We start from the raw sequence: 17,448 nt of genomic DNA, 5'->3' as shown, positions 1-17,448 counted from the left end.
CGTTCGCGTTGCCGCGATAACGAGCGCCGCCGGTTCGACGATTACGGCACCCGAGTAATGGCGAGCGGTCGCGGCGCGGGCAGGGCGAGGACCTGCTTGAACGCGGCTTCGGCGACCTTGTTCATCACCTCGTATCCGGCCGGGGTGGGGTGCACGTGATCGGACGTCAGTCCTTCGCGCGCGCCGAGGCCGGTGCCCTTCATCGCCGTCCAGTAGTCCGCATAGACCGAGCCGGTCTTGGCGGCATAGCTCTTGAGCCAGGCATTGAGGCGCTGGATGCGCGGCCCGGTTTCGAGGCCGGGACGCCAGGGGAACAAGTCGGCAGGCGGGATCGAGGCGATCACCACGCGGATGCCGTTCGCCTGCGCCATCTCTACCATGGAGCGGAAATTACCCTGGATCTGCTCGTCGGTCATCGGTCCGGTGTTTCCGGCGATGTCGTTGGTGCCCGCCATGATCTGCACGACTTGCGGCTTGAGATCGACCACGTCCTGACGGAAGCGCAGCAGCATCTGCGAGGTCGTCTGCCCGCCGATACCGCGCCCGATCCGGCCCGGTGTGAAGAACGGGCGATCAAGATCGTACCAGCCTTGGGTGATGGAATCGCCCATGAGCACGATGCGCGGGCGCGTCGTCGCGGCGGCATCCGCAAGGTTGGCGTCGCGATAGCGCGCGGTCCAGGCCCAGTCCGTACGCAGGCGCTGCTCCGTTGCATTGGGGGCATTGGACGCAGGCGCGTTCTGGGCGAAAGCCGGAGCGGAGAAAGCGATGGCGGAGAGGGCGAGAACGGGCAGAAGCTTGAGGCGCAAGGTCATTTTCCTGTGGCGATGGTCCGGGGCACGACGTTCCAGCCGCGCAGCTTGACGGAAGGTGAACTACCAGCCGCATCCTTCGGTGCGGTTATGGTCACGCTACGCGTCTCGCCCGGAAGGAGCGAGACGTAGTTGTCCGAGAAATAGGCGGGCAGGACCTGCTTCCCCCTGGCATCGAACAGGGTGAGCTTGGTCTGGATCGCGGCGGTCTTGCCGGGGTTGGTCAGGGTGACGTCGATCCGGGTTTCCTCGCCGTCCTGCGAAGCCCGTGCCCGCGCGTCGAGCGGCACTTGCGCCATCGTGCCGAGCGCCTGAAGCGCCTCGTCGGCGGCGGCCTGCCAGTAGAAGTTATCGGAAAGCCGGGTTCCCGAAGTGTCGAGTGCTTCGAGCCGGATCAGTACCGGCCCGGAAGCCATCAGCGGCGCGAGATCGAGCGTGAACGCCTCGCCCACCTTGCCGCCGGTTATATCCAGCTTCTTCTCCTGCACCGCGAGCTGGCGGCCATCGAGCGCCTGCACCACCGCGCGCACGGTCACGCCCGAGAGCGGAGTCATGCGGTTGTTGACGAGGATCACCTTGTGGTCAGGCAGGTTCATCTGGACGTGAACCGGCTCGGAGGCCTTCTTCATACCGTAGAAGGCACCGTGGGTGTCGTAGTCGGAAGAGAGGATCTGCCACGCCGAACTCGGCCATGCAGGCTGGGTCATCCACAGCATGCGGCCCGAATTCTCGGTCCATAGCCCGGCATTCATGCCCTCGAAGATCGCGCGGTAGCTCTCGTATTCGAGCATCTGCGCTTTCCGCTCGAAGTCCGGCAGGCTGGTGGGCTTGCCGAATTCGCGTTCCATGGCATCGGTGAAGCTCTTGACCGCGCCGTTCCCGGTCTGGTGCCAGTCGTGATAGGCCCAGGTGTCGCTGACCGGCCAGCGCTCGCTTGCCGGGATCGCGCGCTCCCAGGATTCCAGCGTCGGGAACGAGGGGGTGCCGACTTCGACGGCGAAGCCCTTCGAATATTCGGTAAAGTACTTCTCCGGCGCGCGCCAGTTGTAGGGGCCGGAATCGTGGAGGTTGATGCGATTGGACGAGGCCATGTAGAGCCGGGTGCCGTCCTCCTTGCGAAGCATTTCGTCCAGTCCCTCGTTGAGGATCGGTTGCGGCACGCCTTCGTTACGGCCGAACCACAGCACGATCGAGGGATGATTGCGGAAGCGCTGGACCACGTCTTTCGCATTGCCCAGGAACAGCTGGGCGTCCTCCGCCTCGATATTGTAGTCCTGCGTCGATTCCCAGAAATCGCTCATGACCATCAGGCCATATTCGTCGGCCAGGTCGAAGAAGCTCGCCTGCGTGTTCTGGCCCACCCAGTTGCGGATGACGTTGACGTGGGCGTCCTTGTGGAGCTTGAAGAACGGCTCAAGCCGCGCGCGGTCGACGCGCTTCATGAAGTCGTCCATGCCGATCGAGCCGCCGCGCGCAGCAATCCGCACGCCGTTGACGCGCAGGACGAGGAAGGGCGAAAGTCCTTCGTCCCCTGCGATCGGGGTGACGGCGGGCGATTTTTCGGCGCCCGGTGCGAAGGAATAGGCCCAGCCACCGCGCACCTGACGGATCGCCTGATGCCGCTCGTCGACGATCTGCTGGCCGAGCGCGCGTGCCTTCTCGAAATCGATGGCGACACGGTCGAGGCTGCCGTCCTCGTCCACCAGCGACATTTCGTATGTCACCTGCCGCATGCCAAAGCGCAAGTCCTTCGCGTCGGACTTCGCGCCTTCGACCGAGGTGGTAAGGTGGAGCGTGTGCAGCGCCGGATCGCCGTAGCCGTTGGGCCACCAGAGTTTCGGATTGCGCACCGCCAGCGCGGCATCTGTCTCGGGCGAGAAGCGCACGACGGTCGATTGGCCTGCGGGAACGGTGATCGAACGCTCGACCGTCACGTCATCGAAGGCGGCGCGGACGGTTGCGGTGCGGGGCTGGTCGGAGCGGTTGCTGACCGGAACCGTGATCTCGACATGGGCCACGGAGTTGTCGGGATTGGGCAGGGTGGTGACGACTTGCGGGTCCCCGATCTGCACATCGCCCGAGGCGAGAAGCTGCACGTCCTGCCAAAGGCCGGTCTGGCGGTCGCGGATCGTGGGAATCCAGTCCCAGCCTTCCGAGGCGCCGAAAGTGGGGCCGTCGAGCATCATTGCGCCGCCGTTCTCACCGACCCCGGCGGTCAGCGATTCCTCATGGGCGAGGCCGGGATGCGGCGGCGGCGAGACGCGAATGGCAACCGCATTGCGGCCGGGTTTCAGGTAGGGCGAAACGTCGAAGCGGCCGCGCACGAAGGCGCCTTTCGTGGTCCCGGCCTGCGTGCCGTTGACCCAGACCTGAGAACTGAAATTCACCCCGTTAAGCAGCAATTCCAGTCGTTTGCCGGACGTTCCTGCGGGAAGATCGAACTCGGTGCGATACCAGTAGTCCTGCCGCGCGAGCTTCTCGGGGATGACGAGATTGTTCAAGCCATGCGCCGGGTCGGGGTAGACGCCGCGATCAACCAGCGTGGTGAGCACGGTGCCGGGGACGGTCGCGGCGTACCACTTGCCGCCCGTGTAACCGGTGCGGGAGATCGCGCTACCGTCGCCGGAAACTTCCGGGGCTTCGGCCAGAGTCCATTTCTGCAAGGTCCAGCGGGCATCGCCCTGTGCGGCGAGCGGCGCTACTTGTGGGACGGGCTTCGCGACCGGCTTGTCCGGCGCGGTGGCGCTGCGGGGCAGTGTGGCGGGTGGCTGAGGCGTCAGTTGTCCCTGCATCTGCCGCACCTGAAGCGGCCAGCGGGCGCTGGTCTCGGTGAACTGGACGAGCATGGGGTCGGGGGCTGCGGCGGCGATCTTGCGCAGTTCTACAGGTGATTTCGTGCCGCTATCGATGCGCAGGCCGATCAGGCGGGCCGAAACGTCGCCGGAAGGACGGTTGGACGGGGCGACCAACAGCTTGCTCGGCGCTCCAGCGAGCGGCTGCGACAGGTTGGCGACCGGACGCCCATCGACATAGAGCCGCTGGCCGCCGGCCTCTGCAACGATGGCGTAATGGTGCCAGTCGCTCGGTCGGGAAAGGGCAGGGCCGACAGCCTGCCGCTGGCCCGCCGCGATGCCCGGCTTGCCTTGGGCGAGGGTCAGCGAAAGCACCGGCCCTTGCGCACTGTCTGCAAGGGTCACGATCGGCCCCTCGCTGCCTTGCGCGAACGCAGCCCAGAACGACAGCGTCCAGTTTCCGGCAGGAAGGGCAATATCGCTCGACCATGTCGGTGCAGCCGGAACGACCCGGAGATCGAAAGGCCCGGAAACTTGCGCCATCCCCGAAGTAGGGGCCAGCAGGGATACAGCCAGAACCGTTCCCAGAGCACTACGCGCAGAAATCCTCATCCCTCTCGTCATCCCCGTCCCTCCATTGCCTCACGGGCCTTATGCTGCGAAGAAACACGGCTTCCGGAAAAAAGACAAATGTTTTTAGATATTGCCGCGCAGCTTTCTTCCAAGGCGTCGTTGACGCGGGCAAGCAGGTCGGCGATGTGCGGCGAAATACGGGCACGGGTTCAGTGGAATCGGATCATCCATGAGAATCGTCATCATCGACGACAGCGGATTACGCGCGACGGTTCTCGAAGAGGGCCTGCGCGAGGCGGGTTATGACGACATTCACATCGTGCCGCCGCGCGGGGCTTTCGTCGCGCGGCTCGAACGCATGGCGCCGGATGTCGTGCTGATGGACCTCGGCAGTCCCAGCCGCGACACGCTGGAGGAAATGCTCACCGTCAGCCGCGCGCTGGCGCGGCCGATCGCGATGTTCGTGGACCAGTCCGACGAGGCGATGATCGGCGCGGCCATCGACGCAGGGGTTTCGGCATATGTAGTCGATGGTTTGCGCAAGGAGCGGGTGAAGCCGGTGCTCGAACTGGCGGTGCGGCGTTTCAATGCTTTTGCGCGGATACAGGCGGAACTGGACGAGGCGCGCAATGCTCTCTCGGACCGCAAGGTGATCGACCGCGCCAAGTCTATCCTGATGGCGCAGCGCAGTCTCTCGGAGCAGGAGGCCTATGCCCTGCTGCGATCGGGCGCGATGAACCAGGGCAAGAAGATCGTGGATGTGGCGCAGGCACTCATCACCGCCAGCGATCTGCTGGGAGGGGGATTATGACGACGAACTTGCGCATCGCCTTCCTGCCGCTCAACGACGTGGCGGTCCTTGCCGCTGCCCGCGAGCGCGGATTTGCCGAAGAGGAAGGACTGGCGCTCGACCTGCTGCGCACCACAAGCTGGGCCACTCTGCGCGACCGGCTCGTCTATGGGCAAGCGCAGGCCGCGCATATGCTGGCTCCGCTCGCGGTTGCGGTGACGCTGGGCCTCAGCCAGCAGCCTGCCGCCCTGGCCGCGCCTTACAAGCTGGGCGTTAACGGCAATATGCTGGTCATGGCGAAGGACTTTGCCGCCGCGCTCGATCCCGATCCGGCCAGCCGCATCGCCGATCCCTTGGCCGCCGCGCACGACTTTGCCGCTGCCATCGGACTGTGGCGGCGCAAGCCGGTGATCGGCGTGGTGCACCGCTTCTCCAGCCATGCGCTGATGCTGCGCTATTGGCTGGCCAGTGCGGGTGTCGATCCCGACCGTGACGTGGTGCTGCGGGTGCTGCCGCCGTCGCTGACGGTGGAGGCGCTCCACGCAGGAGAGATCGACGGGTTCATCGCCGGAGAACCCTGGGGCAGCGCTGCTGTCGAGGCGGGGCTTGCCGAAACCGTCGCCGTGGGCGAGCGCATCTGGCAGCGCGGCGTCGAGAAAGTGCTGGCCTTCCGCGAGAACTGGCTGGAGGAGAACACCGAGACGGTCGACCGGCTGCTGCGCGCTCTGGCGCGGGCGGCGAGCTGGTGCGACGATCCGGAGAACCATGAGGCGCTGGCGCACTTGCTCTCGGATCCGCGCTATCTCGACCAACCCGCCGATCTTATCCGGCGCGGACTGACCGGGCAGATCGTCGCGCGTGCGGGTGAAGCGCCGCTTTCCAATCCCGATTTCATGCTGTTCTCGCGCGAGGCGACGCCGTTCCCCTGGCGCAGTCAGGCGCTGTGGATCTACTCGCAGCTCGTGCGCTGGGGCATGGCCGAGCATTCGCCGGAACATGCGGCCAAGGCAGGCAGGGTCTTCAGGCCCGACGTATTCCGCCGCGCTCTGGCCGGCAGCGACATGCCGATGCCGGGGGCGAGCATGAAGCTCGAAGGCGCCGTCGCCTCGCCGCTCGCGGTGGGATCGCGCAAGGGCGACCTGACGCTCGGCCCTGACCGGTTCTTCGACGGACGGGTCTTCGATCCCGAGCGGATCGACGACTATCTGGCTGGGTTTGTGCAAGTGCGTTGAGATCGGCGTGAATTTTGTGCCTTGCAACATGACGCGAATCGATTGATGATAGGCGCCTCACGCGAAGACGCGTGACCATATTCGGATGTGCTGCTCCAAGGGCGGGGCGCCATCCTCACCGAAATTCGCAGCAAAGCCGCTGACCGGGCTCACCAGAGGGTGACGTCCGGCCTGCGGCTTTTTTCGTGTCCGTTATATGAGGGACCTACGATGGCAACCGCTTACTGGGAACGTGACGGAGAGGCTGAAACGGCCACCGCTGAAACGGAAACGACCAACTTCTGGAAGGCTGGTCATGCGCCGACCCTGATCGCCGCCTTTCTCTATTTCGACCTCGCCTTCATGGTCTGGGTCCTGCTCGGCCCGCTGGCGCCGGAAATTGCGAAGACGCTCGGGCTGACTTCGGCCGAAAAGGGGCTGATGGTCGCGACGCCCACGCTTGCAGGCGCCTTGCTGCGGGTCGTCAACGGTCTGCTGGTGGACCGCATCGGTCCCAAGCGCTCAGGCGCGATCAGCCAGATTGTCGTCATCGCCGGACTGTTCCTGGCCTGGGTCATGGGCGTGAACAGCTTTGCGGGTACGCTGGCGCTTGGCGTGGTGCTTGGCTTTGCGGGCGCGAGCTTTGCGATCGCCTTGCCGCTCGCCAGCCGCTGGTATCCGCCCGAGCACCAAGGCAAGGCCATGGGTCTGGCCGGAATGGGCAATTCGGGCACCGTGCTCGCTTCGCTCTTCGCGCCGCTGCTGGCCAAGATGTTCGGCTGGAACACCGTCCTCGGGCTGGCCTGCATTCCGCTTTCGCTGGTCTTCGTGGTCTATCTGCTGATGGCGAAGGACGCCCCGGACCAGCCGGCGCCGCGCAAGCTGGTCGACTATTTCGAGCCGCTCAGGCAGGCCGATGCCTGGTGGCTGATGGCCTTCTATGCCGTGACGTTCGGCGGTTTCGTGGGCCTTGCCGCTTCGCTGCCGATCTATTTCACCGACCAGTTCGGCCTGACCCCGATCGTCGCGGGATATTGCACGGCAGGCTGCGTCTTTGCCGGATCGCTGGTGCGGCCGATGGGCGGTGCCCTGGCAGACCGGATCGGCGGCGTGAAGGCGCTGATGGTCGTCTATCTTGTCGCCGCACTGGCCTTGGCCGGGGTCGCCAATGCCACCGGCCTGCCGGGCGCGCTCGGCCTGTTCGTGCTGGCGATGCTGGCGCTGGGCACCGGCAACGGCGCGGTGTTCCAGCTCGTGCCCCAGCGCTTCCAGGCCGAGATCGGGGTGATGACCGGGCTAGTCGGCATGGCGGGCGGCATCGGCGGGTTCTATCTCGCCAGTTCGCTGGGCCTTGCCAGGCAGTTCACCGGCAGCTTCGCGCCCGGTTTCCTGATCTTCGCGGGCCTTGCGGTCATGGCGCTCGCCTCGCTGGCGATGGTCAAGACTCGCTGGCGTGCGACCTGGAAGACGGCAGCCCGCATATAATGGGAGAGTGCGGCGGTCGGTCCCATCGGATCGGCCGCCGCTCTTGTTATGCCCCCCAGGAGAATTCAAGAAAAATGCGATACTTGCTTGGCACGGCGGCTGCGTTGGCCGTCGCGGGCCCCGCCTGCGCCCAGGATTTCGACATCAGGCCGCTGGCGGAAGTGCGCCTGCGTAACGAGCATGTCGATCAGGACGGTCTGCCGCGCGAAGCCGATGCCGTCACCGCGCGCGTCCGGACGGGGGTGGAGATCGCTTCCGGCCGGTGGAGCGCAACGGTCCAGGGGCAGGGCACGCTGGCATTGGTAGACCATTACGACGACGGCCTTCACGGCCCCGCCGATCGCCCGCAGATTTCCGATCCGCAGAACATCGGTCTTTACGTGGCCCAGCTTCAGTACCGGGCGAAAGGCGCAGTGCTGACGGCAGGGCGCCAGAAGATCACGCTGGATGACGAGCGCTTCGTTGGCAATGCGCCGATCCGCGACAATGCCCAGACTTACGATGCCGTGCGTGCGCAGCTTTCGCCGGTCCGGGGGCTGAAGCTGGATGTCTCCTATGCCTGGAGCGTCCGCACGATCTGGGGCATCGATGGTCGCGGCGCCCGCCAGCAGGCGATCGGCGGAGACAACCTCTTCGCCAACCTTTCCTACGCCACGCCGATCGGAACGCTGACCGGGTTCGCCTATCTGGTCGACCAGGACGAAGCCACCGTGCAGGGCTACCAGTTGTCGAGCCGCACTTACGGCGCGCGGCTGAACGGCAGCCGCGCCTTCTCTCCTTCCGTGAAACTCGACTATGTGGCGAGCTACGCACGGCAATGGGATCATCATCGCAACCCGAACGACTATCATGCCGACTACTGGCTGACCGACGCCACGCTGGATGTCAGGGGCTGGAAGCTCAACGCGGGATACGAGGTGCTGGGTGCGAGTGACGGCACGCCATTCACCAGTTTCCAGACACCGCTGGGCAGCAATTTCAAGTTCCAGGGCTGGACCGACAAGTTCCTGACCACGCCTGCAAACGGCATCCGCGACCTCTATTTCGGCGGTGGCTATGGCCTGAAGCAGGTGGGGCCGCTCACGGGCGTTTCGCTTCAGGCGGTCTGGCATCGTCTCGACAGCGACCGGCTCGACCAGCACTATGGCAACGAAGTCGATCTTCTCGCATCTGCGAAGCTGCGCAAGACGCTCGTTTCGCTGCGCTATGCCCATTACGATGCGCGCAGCTTCGCGACGGATACCGATAAGTACTGGATTCAGTTCGACTGGACCTATTGAGCAAGAGCCATCACGGAATCGCTTGAGCCCTCGGGCGATTCCGCTTATGGTGCAGTGCAAAGGACGACGCTGTCCTTCCAAACCATAGCCGATGCGATCCACTGACGGGCCGCAGAAGCGCGAATGATGGCAAGGCCGCCATCCAGACTTTCGGTTTCGAACCGAGGGTCCGGATGGCGGCCTTTTTCTTTTTCTCCCTTCGTTTTTCTGGAGTCACGGGGATGGAATTTCAGGACGGGATCGAACCCTCTGCGGATTACGAGGACACGCTGATCGTGCCTTCGCAGGACGTGCGCGAGCATCTGGTGGTCGTCGGCAACGGCATGGCGGGATGCCGGGCGGTGGAGGAACTGCTGGCGCGCGATGCCGGTCGCTACCGCGTCACCATCTTCGGCGCTGAGCCGCATGTGAACTACAACCGGATTATGCTCTCACCGGTGCTGGCGGGTGAGAAGGCGTTCGAGCAGATCGTCATCAACAGCCGCGAATGGTATGACGCCAACGGGATCGAACTGGTCACGTCAGACCCGGTGATTGCCATCGACCGCGCGGGCCGGACCGTGACGTCGCAATCGGGCCGCAAGGTCGGCTACGACCGCCTGCTGATCGCCACCGGCTCGGACCCTTTCATCATCCCCGTGCCCGGCAAGGATCTGCCCGGCGTCATCTCGTTCCGCGACATGAAGGACGTGGACCTGATGCTGGAAGCCGCCGGGAAGGGCGGCGATGCGGTGGTGATCGGCGGGGGGCTGCTTGGCCTCGAAGCGGCGCATGGTCTCAGCCTGCGCGGCATGAAGGTCACGGTGATCCACCTGATGCCGACGCTGATGGAGCGGCAACTGGACGAGGCGGCGGGCTGGCTGCTCAAGACCGCTCTCGAAGCGCGGGGCCAGACGATCCTGACCGGCGCCGACACCGCCGAAATCTATGGCGACGGCAAAGTCGAGGGCGTACGCCTGAAGGATGGGCGCGAGATCGCGGCCAGCCTCGTCGTCATGGCGGTCGGCATCCGGCCTTCCACGGCATTGGCACGCGAAGCCGGGCTGGACGTGGGACGCGGCATCAAGGTCGACGATCACATGGTGACGAGCGACCCCGCCGTACTGGCGGTAGGCGAATGCGTCGAGCATGACGGAAACGTCTACGGTCTCGTCGCGCCGCTTTGGGACATGTGCCGCAGCCTGGCCGACGGCCTGACCGACCGGTACAGCGGCTATCGGGGCTCGGTCACGTCCACCAAGCTCAAGGTCGCGGGTCTCGACGTGTTCTCGGCGGGCGACTTCTCGGGCGGGGAGGGCTGCGACGATATCGTCCTGCGCGATGCCTCGCGCGGCGTCTACAAGCGGGTCGTGGTGAAGGAGAACAAGGTCGTCGGCGCGGTGCTCTACGGCGATACGGCAGACGGCAACTGGTACTTCGACCTGCTGAAGAAGGGCGAAGATGTCTCGGAAATCCGCGAGTTCCTGATCCTCGGACAGGCTTTCGCCGCGGGCGGGACGGCAGACCCGCTGGCGGCTGTCGCGGCGCTGCCTGACGATGCCGAAGTCTGCGGCTGCAACGGGGTGACCAAGGGGCAGGTGGTCGCCTCGATCTCCGGCGGCGCGTGCAGCCTCGATACCGTGCGCGCCACCTGCAAGGCTTCGGCAAGCTGCGGCTCCTGCACCGGCCTCGTCGAGAGCCTGCTGGCGCTGACCTTGGGCGAGGAGGTCAAGTCCGGGCCGAAGACCTTGTGCAAGTGCACCAGCTTCACCCACGACGACGTGCGGCGCGAGATCGTGTCGCAGCACATGAAGTCGATTCCCGAAGTGATGCAGAAGCTGCACTGGTCCACGCCCGACGGCTGTTCTTCCTGCCGCCCGGCGCTCAATTACTACCTGCTTTGCGCGCTCCCCGGCGAGTACGACGACGACCAGCAGAGCCGCTTCGTCAACGAGCGCATGCATGCCAATATCCAGAAGGACGGCACCTATTCGGTGGTCCCACGCATGTGGGGCGGCCTCACCAACCCGCGCGAACTGCGGGCGATCGCCGATGTCGTCGAGAAGTACGATGCGCCGATGGTCAAAGTAACGGGTGGACAGCGGCTCGACATCTTCGGGATCAAGAAGGAAGACCTGCCCGCCGTCTGGGCCGATCTCAATGCCGCCGGAATGGTCTCGGGCCATGCCTACGGCAAGTCGCTGCGCACGGTGAAGACGTGCGTCGGCAGCGAATGGTGCCGCTTCGGCACGCAGGATTCCACCGGCCTCGGCGTCAAGACCGAGCGGATGACCTGGGGCTCGTGGATGCCGCACAAGTTCAAGATCGCGGTCTCCGGTTGCCCGCGCAATTGCGCCGAGGCGACGATCAAGGACTTCGGGATCGTCTGCGTGGATTCGGGCTACGAACTCCACGTCGGCGGCAACGGCGGTATTCACGTCCGCGCCACCGACTTCCTCTGCAAGGTCGCGACCGAGCAGGAAGCGCTCGATTACTGCGCCGCCTTCACCCAACTCTACCGCGAGGAAGCGCGCTATCTCGAACGCACCGCGCCGTGGATCGAGCGTGTCGGCGTCGAATACGTGAAGCAGCGTATCGTCGAGGACGAGACCGGCCGCGAGGCCTTGCGCAGCCGCTTCCTCCATTCGCAGAGCTTCAGCCAGGAAGACCCCTGGGCCGAGCGCGCGGCCGGTCGGCAGGCCGAACTGCACCAGCACCTCGAACCCCTTGCACTTGCAGCGGAGTGAATGACATGAACGACTGGATCGACATCGGCACCCTCTCCGACATTCCCCTGCGCGGCGCCCGCACCGTGCAGTTGGAGGGCGAGAAGGAAATCGCCGTCTTCCGCACCGGCGACGACCGCGTTTTCGCTCTCGTCAACGAATGCCCGCACAAGAAGGGGCCGCTCAGCCAGGGCATCGTCCACGGCCATTCGGTCGCCTGCCCGCTGCATAACTGGAACATCGCACTCTCGAACGGCGAGGCGCAGGGCGAAGACAGGGGCTGCACTCCGACGATCCCCGTCAGAATGGAAGGATATCGCATCCTGATCGCCCATCCGCAGACCTTGCAGGTGGCCGCTTGACGGCGCGCGATCTCGTCGCGCCCGGTCCCATTCAGGCAGGTGAGGTCTGGCTGGTCGGGGCGGGACCGGGCGATCCGGATCTGCTCACCCGCAAGGCCGAGCGGCTGATCGCGGCGGCAGACGTGGTGTTCTACGATGCACTGGTCGGCCCCGGCGTGCTCGGCCTCATCCCGGCCGCGACCGAAGCGGTCGGCGTCGGCAAGCGCTCGGGCCGTCACAGCAAGGCGCAGGGTTCGATCAACGACCTGCTGCTGGAGGCGGCGAAAGCGGGCAAGCGGGTGGTGCGTCTGAAAGGCGGGGACCCTTCGATCTTCGGGCGCTCGGCGGAAGAGATGGACCATCTCGCGGCAGCAGGCGTTCCGGTGCGGATCTGTCCGGGCATCACGACCGCCAGCGCGGCAGCGGCGAGCGGACTGGCCTCGCTCACGTTGCGCGGGCGCGCGCGCGGCGTGACGTTCGTGACCGCACATCTCAAGGCAGGCGAACCGCTGAACCTCGATTGGGAAACGCTGGCACGGCCCGGCGGAACCCTCGGCGTCTACATGGGCCGAGCCGCGGCGGGCGAGATAGCCCGCTCGCTGATCGCCGCCGGACGCGATCCGGATACGCCGGTCATGATCGCCGTCAATGTCTCGCTGCCCGATGAGCGGCTGATCCGGGGCAAGCTGTCGGCGCTGTCTTTTCTAGTCGCCACGATCAGTGACGACGATCCAACCCTGCTGCTGATCGGCGAAGCGGTGGAGGCCCGGCACGACGTCGCTTCGATACCGGAAGGAATGGTCGGCGCGATCGCGTAAACGCGCCGACCATGATGCTCAATCGAGATAGAGCGTTCGCAGCTTCGCGATCTGCGGCTTGCCGAGGCCCATCTCGTCTCTAAGGTAACCCATGGCGCCGCCGGGATGGGCGTCGAGCGCCTTGAAGGCTGCTTCGATGTAGGCACGGTCAGCCTTCATGAAAGCGGCCTGCACCGCAGGCGGCAGCGATAGGAACGCTTTGCCGGTGGCATCGCTCGGGCCGGTCTTCGCTTTGGCAAGCGCCTCGGGAAGATATCGGTTGGTGAGCAGGTAGTCCTGGATCACCGTCTCGCGCGGCACGCCCAGCGCGGTGAGCAGGAGGGCGGACGACACGCCGGTCCGGTCCTTGCCTGCCGAGCAGTTGAACGCCAGCGGAGCATGGCCGGCCAGAAGCTCGCCGAACATGCGCTTGAACTGCGGCGCGAAGGTCCTGAGCATCATCGGATAGCTCTTGGCCATCATCGCCGAGGCGGCTTCCCGGGTGATCTTGCCCATGTCTCCCGGCACAAGGCCGATCGCCATGTTGTCGTAGTCGTCGGCGAAGATCGTCGGGCCGGCTTCCGAAGCCCAGGGCATAGGCTCGGCCTTGCGCTCGTTGCGGTCGCGGTAGTCGCAGATCGTGCGGATGCCCAGTTTGTTCAAGGTGCCGAGATCCTGCGCCGTCAGGTCCACCATCGAACCGGAACGGAACAGCATGCCCCACTTCACCGTGTGACCGTCGGCGGTGCGATAGCCGCCGAGGTCCCGGAAATTGCGCCCGCCTTCCAGCGGCAGCAGGCGCTGATGCGCTGCCTGCCGGGAAGGAGCGGGAGCAGCGACTTGCGCCGCCGATTGGACCGCGGGCTGTACGAGAAGGCCGAGCGCGACGACGGCGACGGCAGCGGAGGAAATACGCCAGTTCATGGTCTTTTCCTTGTCGAGAGATCAGTACTTGACGGTCGCCGAGATGCCGAAGGTGCGCGGATCGTTGAAGATGCCGTAGTAACCGAGCGACGAGCCGCCATTGGCTTTCACGAACGTGTAGGCCTCGTTGAACAGGTTGCGGCCCCAGACCGAGAGTTCGAGGTCAGGCCCGCTCGCCATGCGGATGTCGGCCAGGGCAACGCGGCCGTTGACGATGAACGAGGAACCGGTCTTCGTCGGATCGTTCGCCATCGAGTACTGGCCCGAGCCATAGTTGCCGTCGAGGTGGAAGCGCAGCGTCGCGTCGGCCACCGGCAGTTCGTAATCGATGGCGCCGCTGGCGGCATGCTTGGGGGTGAAGATGGTATAGACCTGGACCAGCTTGTCCCCGTCGAAGGGGTTCGCCGCGGGCGGCAGGTGAACGTCGGTATAGGCGTAGGAACCCGAAAGCGTCAGGCCCTGGAACGGCGTGACGGTGAGGTCGGCCTCGATGCCCTTGATACGGCCACGGCCCTCGGCATTGCGGGTTTCGGTCGTCGTGCGCGTGGAGTTGAGCACCGGCGCGTTGAAGTCGATCTGCATGTCCTTGTAGGCCGAGGTATAGGCCGCGATGTTGAAGCGGGCATGGCGGTCGAAGAACTCGGTCTTGGCGCCGATTTCGAAGGTCGAGACCGATTCCGGGTTGAAGCTGTGGTACTCCTTGGACCGGCTGTTGGCGCCGCCTGCCTTGTAGCCGGTGCTCCACTTTCCGTAGACGTGAACGTCCTGGCTCACGTCCACCGCAAGGTTCACCATCGGGTCGAACCGGTTCCACGAAGCGTCGAGAGTATAGCCGGTATCGACGCCGTTCACCTTTTCGAGCGCCCCGGTCTTGACGTCGTGCGTGAAGCGGCCGCCGCCGGTGAGGTGGACGATCTCGTTCAGCATTTCCGGCGTCCAGGTCGCCTGGCCAAACACGCCGATGCTTTCGGTCTTGGCGCGGCTGGCGCGATCCGGGAACGGGATCGACGACGTGGGGGTTTCGAGGATGGTGTAGTCGGTGCCGTCCGCGTTCCACTTGTTGGTGTAGGGCGTCCAGGCGTTGTCGTTGACCTTTTCGTGATAGTAGAAGCCGCCCGCCACGAAGGTGAGGTGCTTCATCGTGCCGATCAGCTGTATTTCCTGGCTGTACTGCTTCTGCCAGACATCGGCGAGGCTGAAACGGCTGAAGTTCGTGTTGTCGCTGACACCCTTGATGAAGACGCCCATGTTGGCGGCGCCGTTGTCGTTCTGGGTCTGGGTCAGTTCGCGATACGAAGTGATCGACTTGACTTCGAGTTCCGGCGAGACCGTCCAGTCCAGCGTCAGCAGGTGGCCGTGCGTCTTGCCGAGCGCCCAGGGCTGGGGAACGCCGATGTTGGCGGTCTTGGCGCGGTCGGGCTGCATCTGGAGCAGCGGTCCGGTGGTCTTGCTCAGGAGCTGGACGTAATAGGGCGTGGTCTGGTCGCGCGAGATGTCGAACGAGTAGAGTGCATTGAAGTTGCTGCTCGGCTCCCAGAGCACCGCGGCATGAGCGCCCTTCTTGTTATAGGCATTGAAGTCGTGCTCTCCGCCCAACGGATTGTCCACCGTGCCGCCGCGGGTGGTGATGAGGCCGTCCAGCTTGACCGAGATGTTGGCGAAGCTCGGCAGGTCGAGATGGATACCGGCCTCGCGGGAATCGTAGTTGCCGACGCCGACCGTGGCGCGTGCGCCGAACTCGCCGCTGGGCTTCTTGGTGACGATGCTGATCGCGCCGCCCTCGGTATTGCGGCCGAACAGCGTGCCCTGCGGTCCCTTGAGCACTTCGATCCGTTCGACATCGTAGAGCGCCGAACCCAGGCCCTGCGCGCGCCCCATGAACACGCCGTCGATATAGACGCCGACGCCCTGGTCGCGGGCTGGCTGGTTGGCGTCTCCCAGGGTGCCGATGCCGCGCATGCCCACGGTGAGCGCCGAACTGCGCGAGAACATCGGGGCGATGCGCAGCGAGGGGATCGAGCCGTCCGCCAGCGATTCCAGCGAGACGACGTGGCGGTTCCGGAGATCCTGGGCGTTCACTACCGCGATCGAGATCGGGGTCGTCTGGAGACTGGTTTCCCGTTTCTGGGCGCTCACGACGATGTCGGTAAGGCCGGGTCCGGCTTCAACGGCAGCGCTGTCGGCGGCGGTTACCGCAGCTTCGACCGAAGTTTCGGCGGCATGGGCGATACCGCCCGAAAGAAGCGCGCCGAGCGCGCTTCCCGCCAGGGCGATGGAACGAAACGATGGCGCGTTGTGGACAGACATGAAACGACCCTCATAGTGATTGCGAGGCGTCCGCTAGAACGTCTGTATGTCATCTGTGTTACGCTTGTACCGCTCGCGTGATGTGGCTGTAACGGATCGCTTGTTGCGGTATTGCGGCTTATGGCAATGTGTCGATGGTGATCCTAAGGCTCCGCTTTCCCGTTTGACAAAGATGATCGGTGATACGTGAAAGACTCTGAAAACGCTGAATTTTCGTCAAAAGAAAAGCTGATCCGTGCGGTGCTTCAGGTTTGGGCGAATCATGGGCACTCGGCGATGTCGGCTCGAGCTTTGTCGCGCGCGACGGAACTCCCCACCTCCAGTATCTATCATCACTTTGGCTCTATGGAACAGTTGTTCCAGTCGGCGCAGGCTTATGCCCATGACGAGGCCCGCACCTGGTGCAGCCGGAAACTGCGGGAGATGAAAGGCTGGCCGGAAAATGGAGGCGCCGATTCGCTCGCCAGGGCTTTGGCGATTCTCATCGACGATTGGACGGCAGAGTGCCGCGATCTGGCTTTCGCATGGAGCCAGTGCCATCTCCTGGCTCATCGTGACGAGGCTTATGTCGCGGCAATCGACTCCTGGCGCGAGCATTGGGCTGCATTCTGGAGGGAGATATGCGGGCGGGCCGGCCTCGAGCGTTATGCGGCAATGACCTCCCACGTCTTCGAGGCCACCGCCCAGTTCCATTTGATCCGCTGGCATCGCGCTATCGATCGTGCTGCACTCGACGAGTTCTGCATGGGTTGGGGCCGGTGGCTGGCGGGTGAGCTGGTCGAGGAAGGGGCTTGGCGTCACCATGCACGCAAACAGGCACTGGCTTCCGCACCGGAAGTCGCGGTTCAGAACGGCGTCGCGGCGGCGATCTCGAGTGCGGCAGCCGATATCGTCGAAGAGGGCGGTGTCGCTGCCCTTACGCACAGGGCGGTGGCTGCGCGGGCGCAAGTGACGCTGGGGGTGACTTCCTACAATTTTCGGACGAGCGCGGATCTTGTGCGCGCGGCTTTCAACGCCATCTACCAGCGCTTGACCCAGCCTTTACAGGACAAGCCGGTCACGCCGGTTGATCGCGCGGATTCCATTGCTGCATGGCGGGACTTCGGGTCGCAGCCCCGACGACTTGCTGCGATCGAGGAACTGATGCTGGCCGTCGCGCAAGACCCTAACTTGCGCGATTTCGCCCCGCAAATGCGCTATCTCCGGGGGCGAAGCAGCAGGACGCACCTGGCCGGAAAACTGGGCGGAGACGCACCGATTTCGCCGCTCGATGCGGCCATCTACTCCAGCCTGGTTTCCGGACAGCGACGCGCCCTGATCGGAAGGGCCGAGGCGGAAATCCATGCGAGTCTGGATGAAATGGACTTGCTGATCGCAGGCTTGCGGGCCGGCCTGTAAAGATCGCGGCGCCCGACCTTGATCGGGCACCGA

General features: G+C 64.8%; 12 protein-coding genes. 8 read left to right on the top strand and 4 right to left on the bottom strand.

Features of this window, described 5'->3' with window-relative positions; translation table 11 throughout:
- Positions 1-41: 41 nt before the first annotated feature.
- Positions 42-815 (bottom strand): GDSL-type esterase/lipase family protein, encoded by a 774-nt coding sequence (locus tag AC4D6D_RS22225; RefSeq protein ID WP_491327688.1) that lies wholly within the window; start codon positions 813-815, stop codon positions 42-44.
- Positions 812-4,147: a glycoside hydrolase family 2 protein gene (locus AC4D6D_RS22220; protein ID WP_491327687.1), complete on the bottom strand. Its 3,336-nt coding sequence runs from the start codon at positions 4,145-4,147 to the stop codon at positions 812-814. The genes AC4D6D_RS22225 and AC4D6D_RS22220 overlap by 4 nt, the downstream gene beginning before the upstream one ends.
- 259 nt (positions 4,148-4,406) lie before the next feature.
- Between AC4D6D_RS22220 and AC4D6D_RS22215 the strand changes: the two genes are divergently transcribed.
- From AC4D6D_RS22215 to cobA, 7 genes are all read left to right on the top strand, one after another.
- Complete coding sequence (locus AC4D6D_RS22215; protein ID WP_491327686.1) at positions 4,407-4,988, top strand: ANTAR domain-containing response regulator; 582 nt, start codon at positions 4,407-4,409, stop codon at positions 4,986-4,988.
- Positions 4,985-6,199 carry an ABC transporter substrate-binding protein gene (locus tag AC4D6D_RS22210; RefSeq protein ID WP_491327685.1) on the top strand — a complete coding sequence of 405 codons (1,215 nt, stop codon included), beginning with the start codon at positions 4,985-4,987 and terminating at the stop codon, positions 6,197-6,199. The genes AC4D6D_RS22215 and AC4D6D_RS22210 overlap by 4 nt, the downstream gene beginning before the upstream one ends.
- A gap of 210 nt (positions 6,200-6,409) precedes the next feature.
- Positions 6,410-7,663: a nitrate/nitrite transporter gene (locus AC4D6D_RS22205; RefSeq protein ID WP_491327684.1), complete on the top strand. Its 1,254-nt coding sequence runs from the start codon at positions 6,410-6,412 to the stop codon at positions 7,661-7,663.
- A 74-nt stretch (positions 7,664-7,737) separates the two neighbouring features.
- A complete protein-coding gene (locus tag AC4D6D_RS22200; protein ID WP_491327683.1) occupies positions 7,738-8,943 on the top strand; it encodes a hypothetical protein in 1,206 nt (401 codons plus the stop codon).
- Between the two features lie 221 nt (positions 8,944-9,164).
- A complete protein-coding gene (gene nirB, locus AC4D6D_RS22195) occupies positions 9,165-11,669 on the top strand; it encodes a nitrite reductase large subunit NirB (RefSeq protein ID WP_491327682.1) in 2,505 nt (834 codons plus the stop codon).
- Positions 11,670-11,674: 5 nt separating this feature from the next.
- Positions 11,675-12,010 (top strand): nitrite reductase small subunit NirD, encoded by a 336-nt coding sequence (gene nirD, locus AC4D6D_RS22190; protein ID WP_147217127.1) that lies wholly within the window; start codon positions 11,675-11,677, stop codon positions 12,008-12,010.
- Positions 12,007-12,807, top strand: coding sequence for a uroporphyrinogen-III C-methyltransferase (gene cobA / locus AC4D6D_RS22185; protein ID WP_491327681.1), 801 nt, complete (start codon positions 12,007-12,009; stop codon positions 12,805-12,807). The genes nirD and cobA overlap by 4 nt, the downstream gene beginning before the upstream one ends.
- An 18-nt stretch (positions 12,808-12,825) precedes the next feature.
- On the opposite strand, the gene AC4D6D_RS22180 is transcribed toward cobA, so the two are convergent.
- Both AC4D6D_RS22180 and AC4D6D_RS22175 read right to left on the bottom strand, forming a co-directional pair.
- Positions 12,826-13,710 carry a tyrosine-protein phosphatase gene (locus AC4D6D_RS22180; RefSeq protein ID WP_491327680.1) on the bottom strand — a complete coding sequence of 295 codons (885 nt, stop codon included), beginning with the start codon at positions 13,708-13,710 and terminating at the stop codon, positions 12,826-12,828.
- Between the two features lie 21 nt (positions 13,711-13,731).
- Positions 13,732-16,017: a TonB-dependent receptor gene (locus AC4D6D_RS22175; RefSeq protein ID WP_491327679.1), complete on the bottom strand. Its 2,286-nt coding sequence runs from the start codon at positions 16,015-16,017 to the stop codon at positions 13,732-13,734.
- A gap of 186 nt (positions 16,018-16,203) precedes the next feature.
- Between AC4D6D_RS22175 and AC4D6D_RS22170 the strand changes: the two genes are divergently transcribed.
- Entirely contained in the window at positions 16,204-17,415 is a 1,212-nt protein-coding gene (locus tag AC4D6D_RS22170; RefSeq protein WP_491327678.1) for a TetR/AcrR family transcriptional regulator, read from the top strand.
- The last annotated feature ends 33 nt before the right edge of the window (positions 17,416-17,448 follow it).

It is taken from the genome of Novosphingobium sp. BF6 (assembly GCF_058273105.1).
The sequence above is the reverse complement of the archived record's forward strand: the minus strand, read 5'-3'. Positions and strand labels throughout refer to the sequence as shown.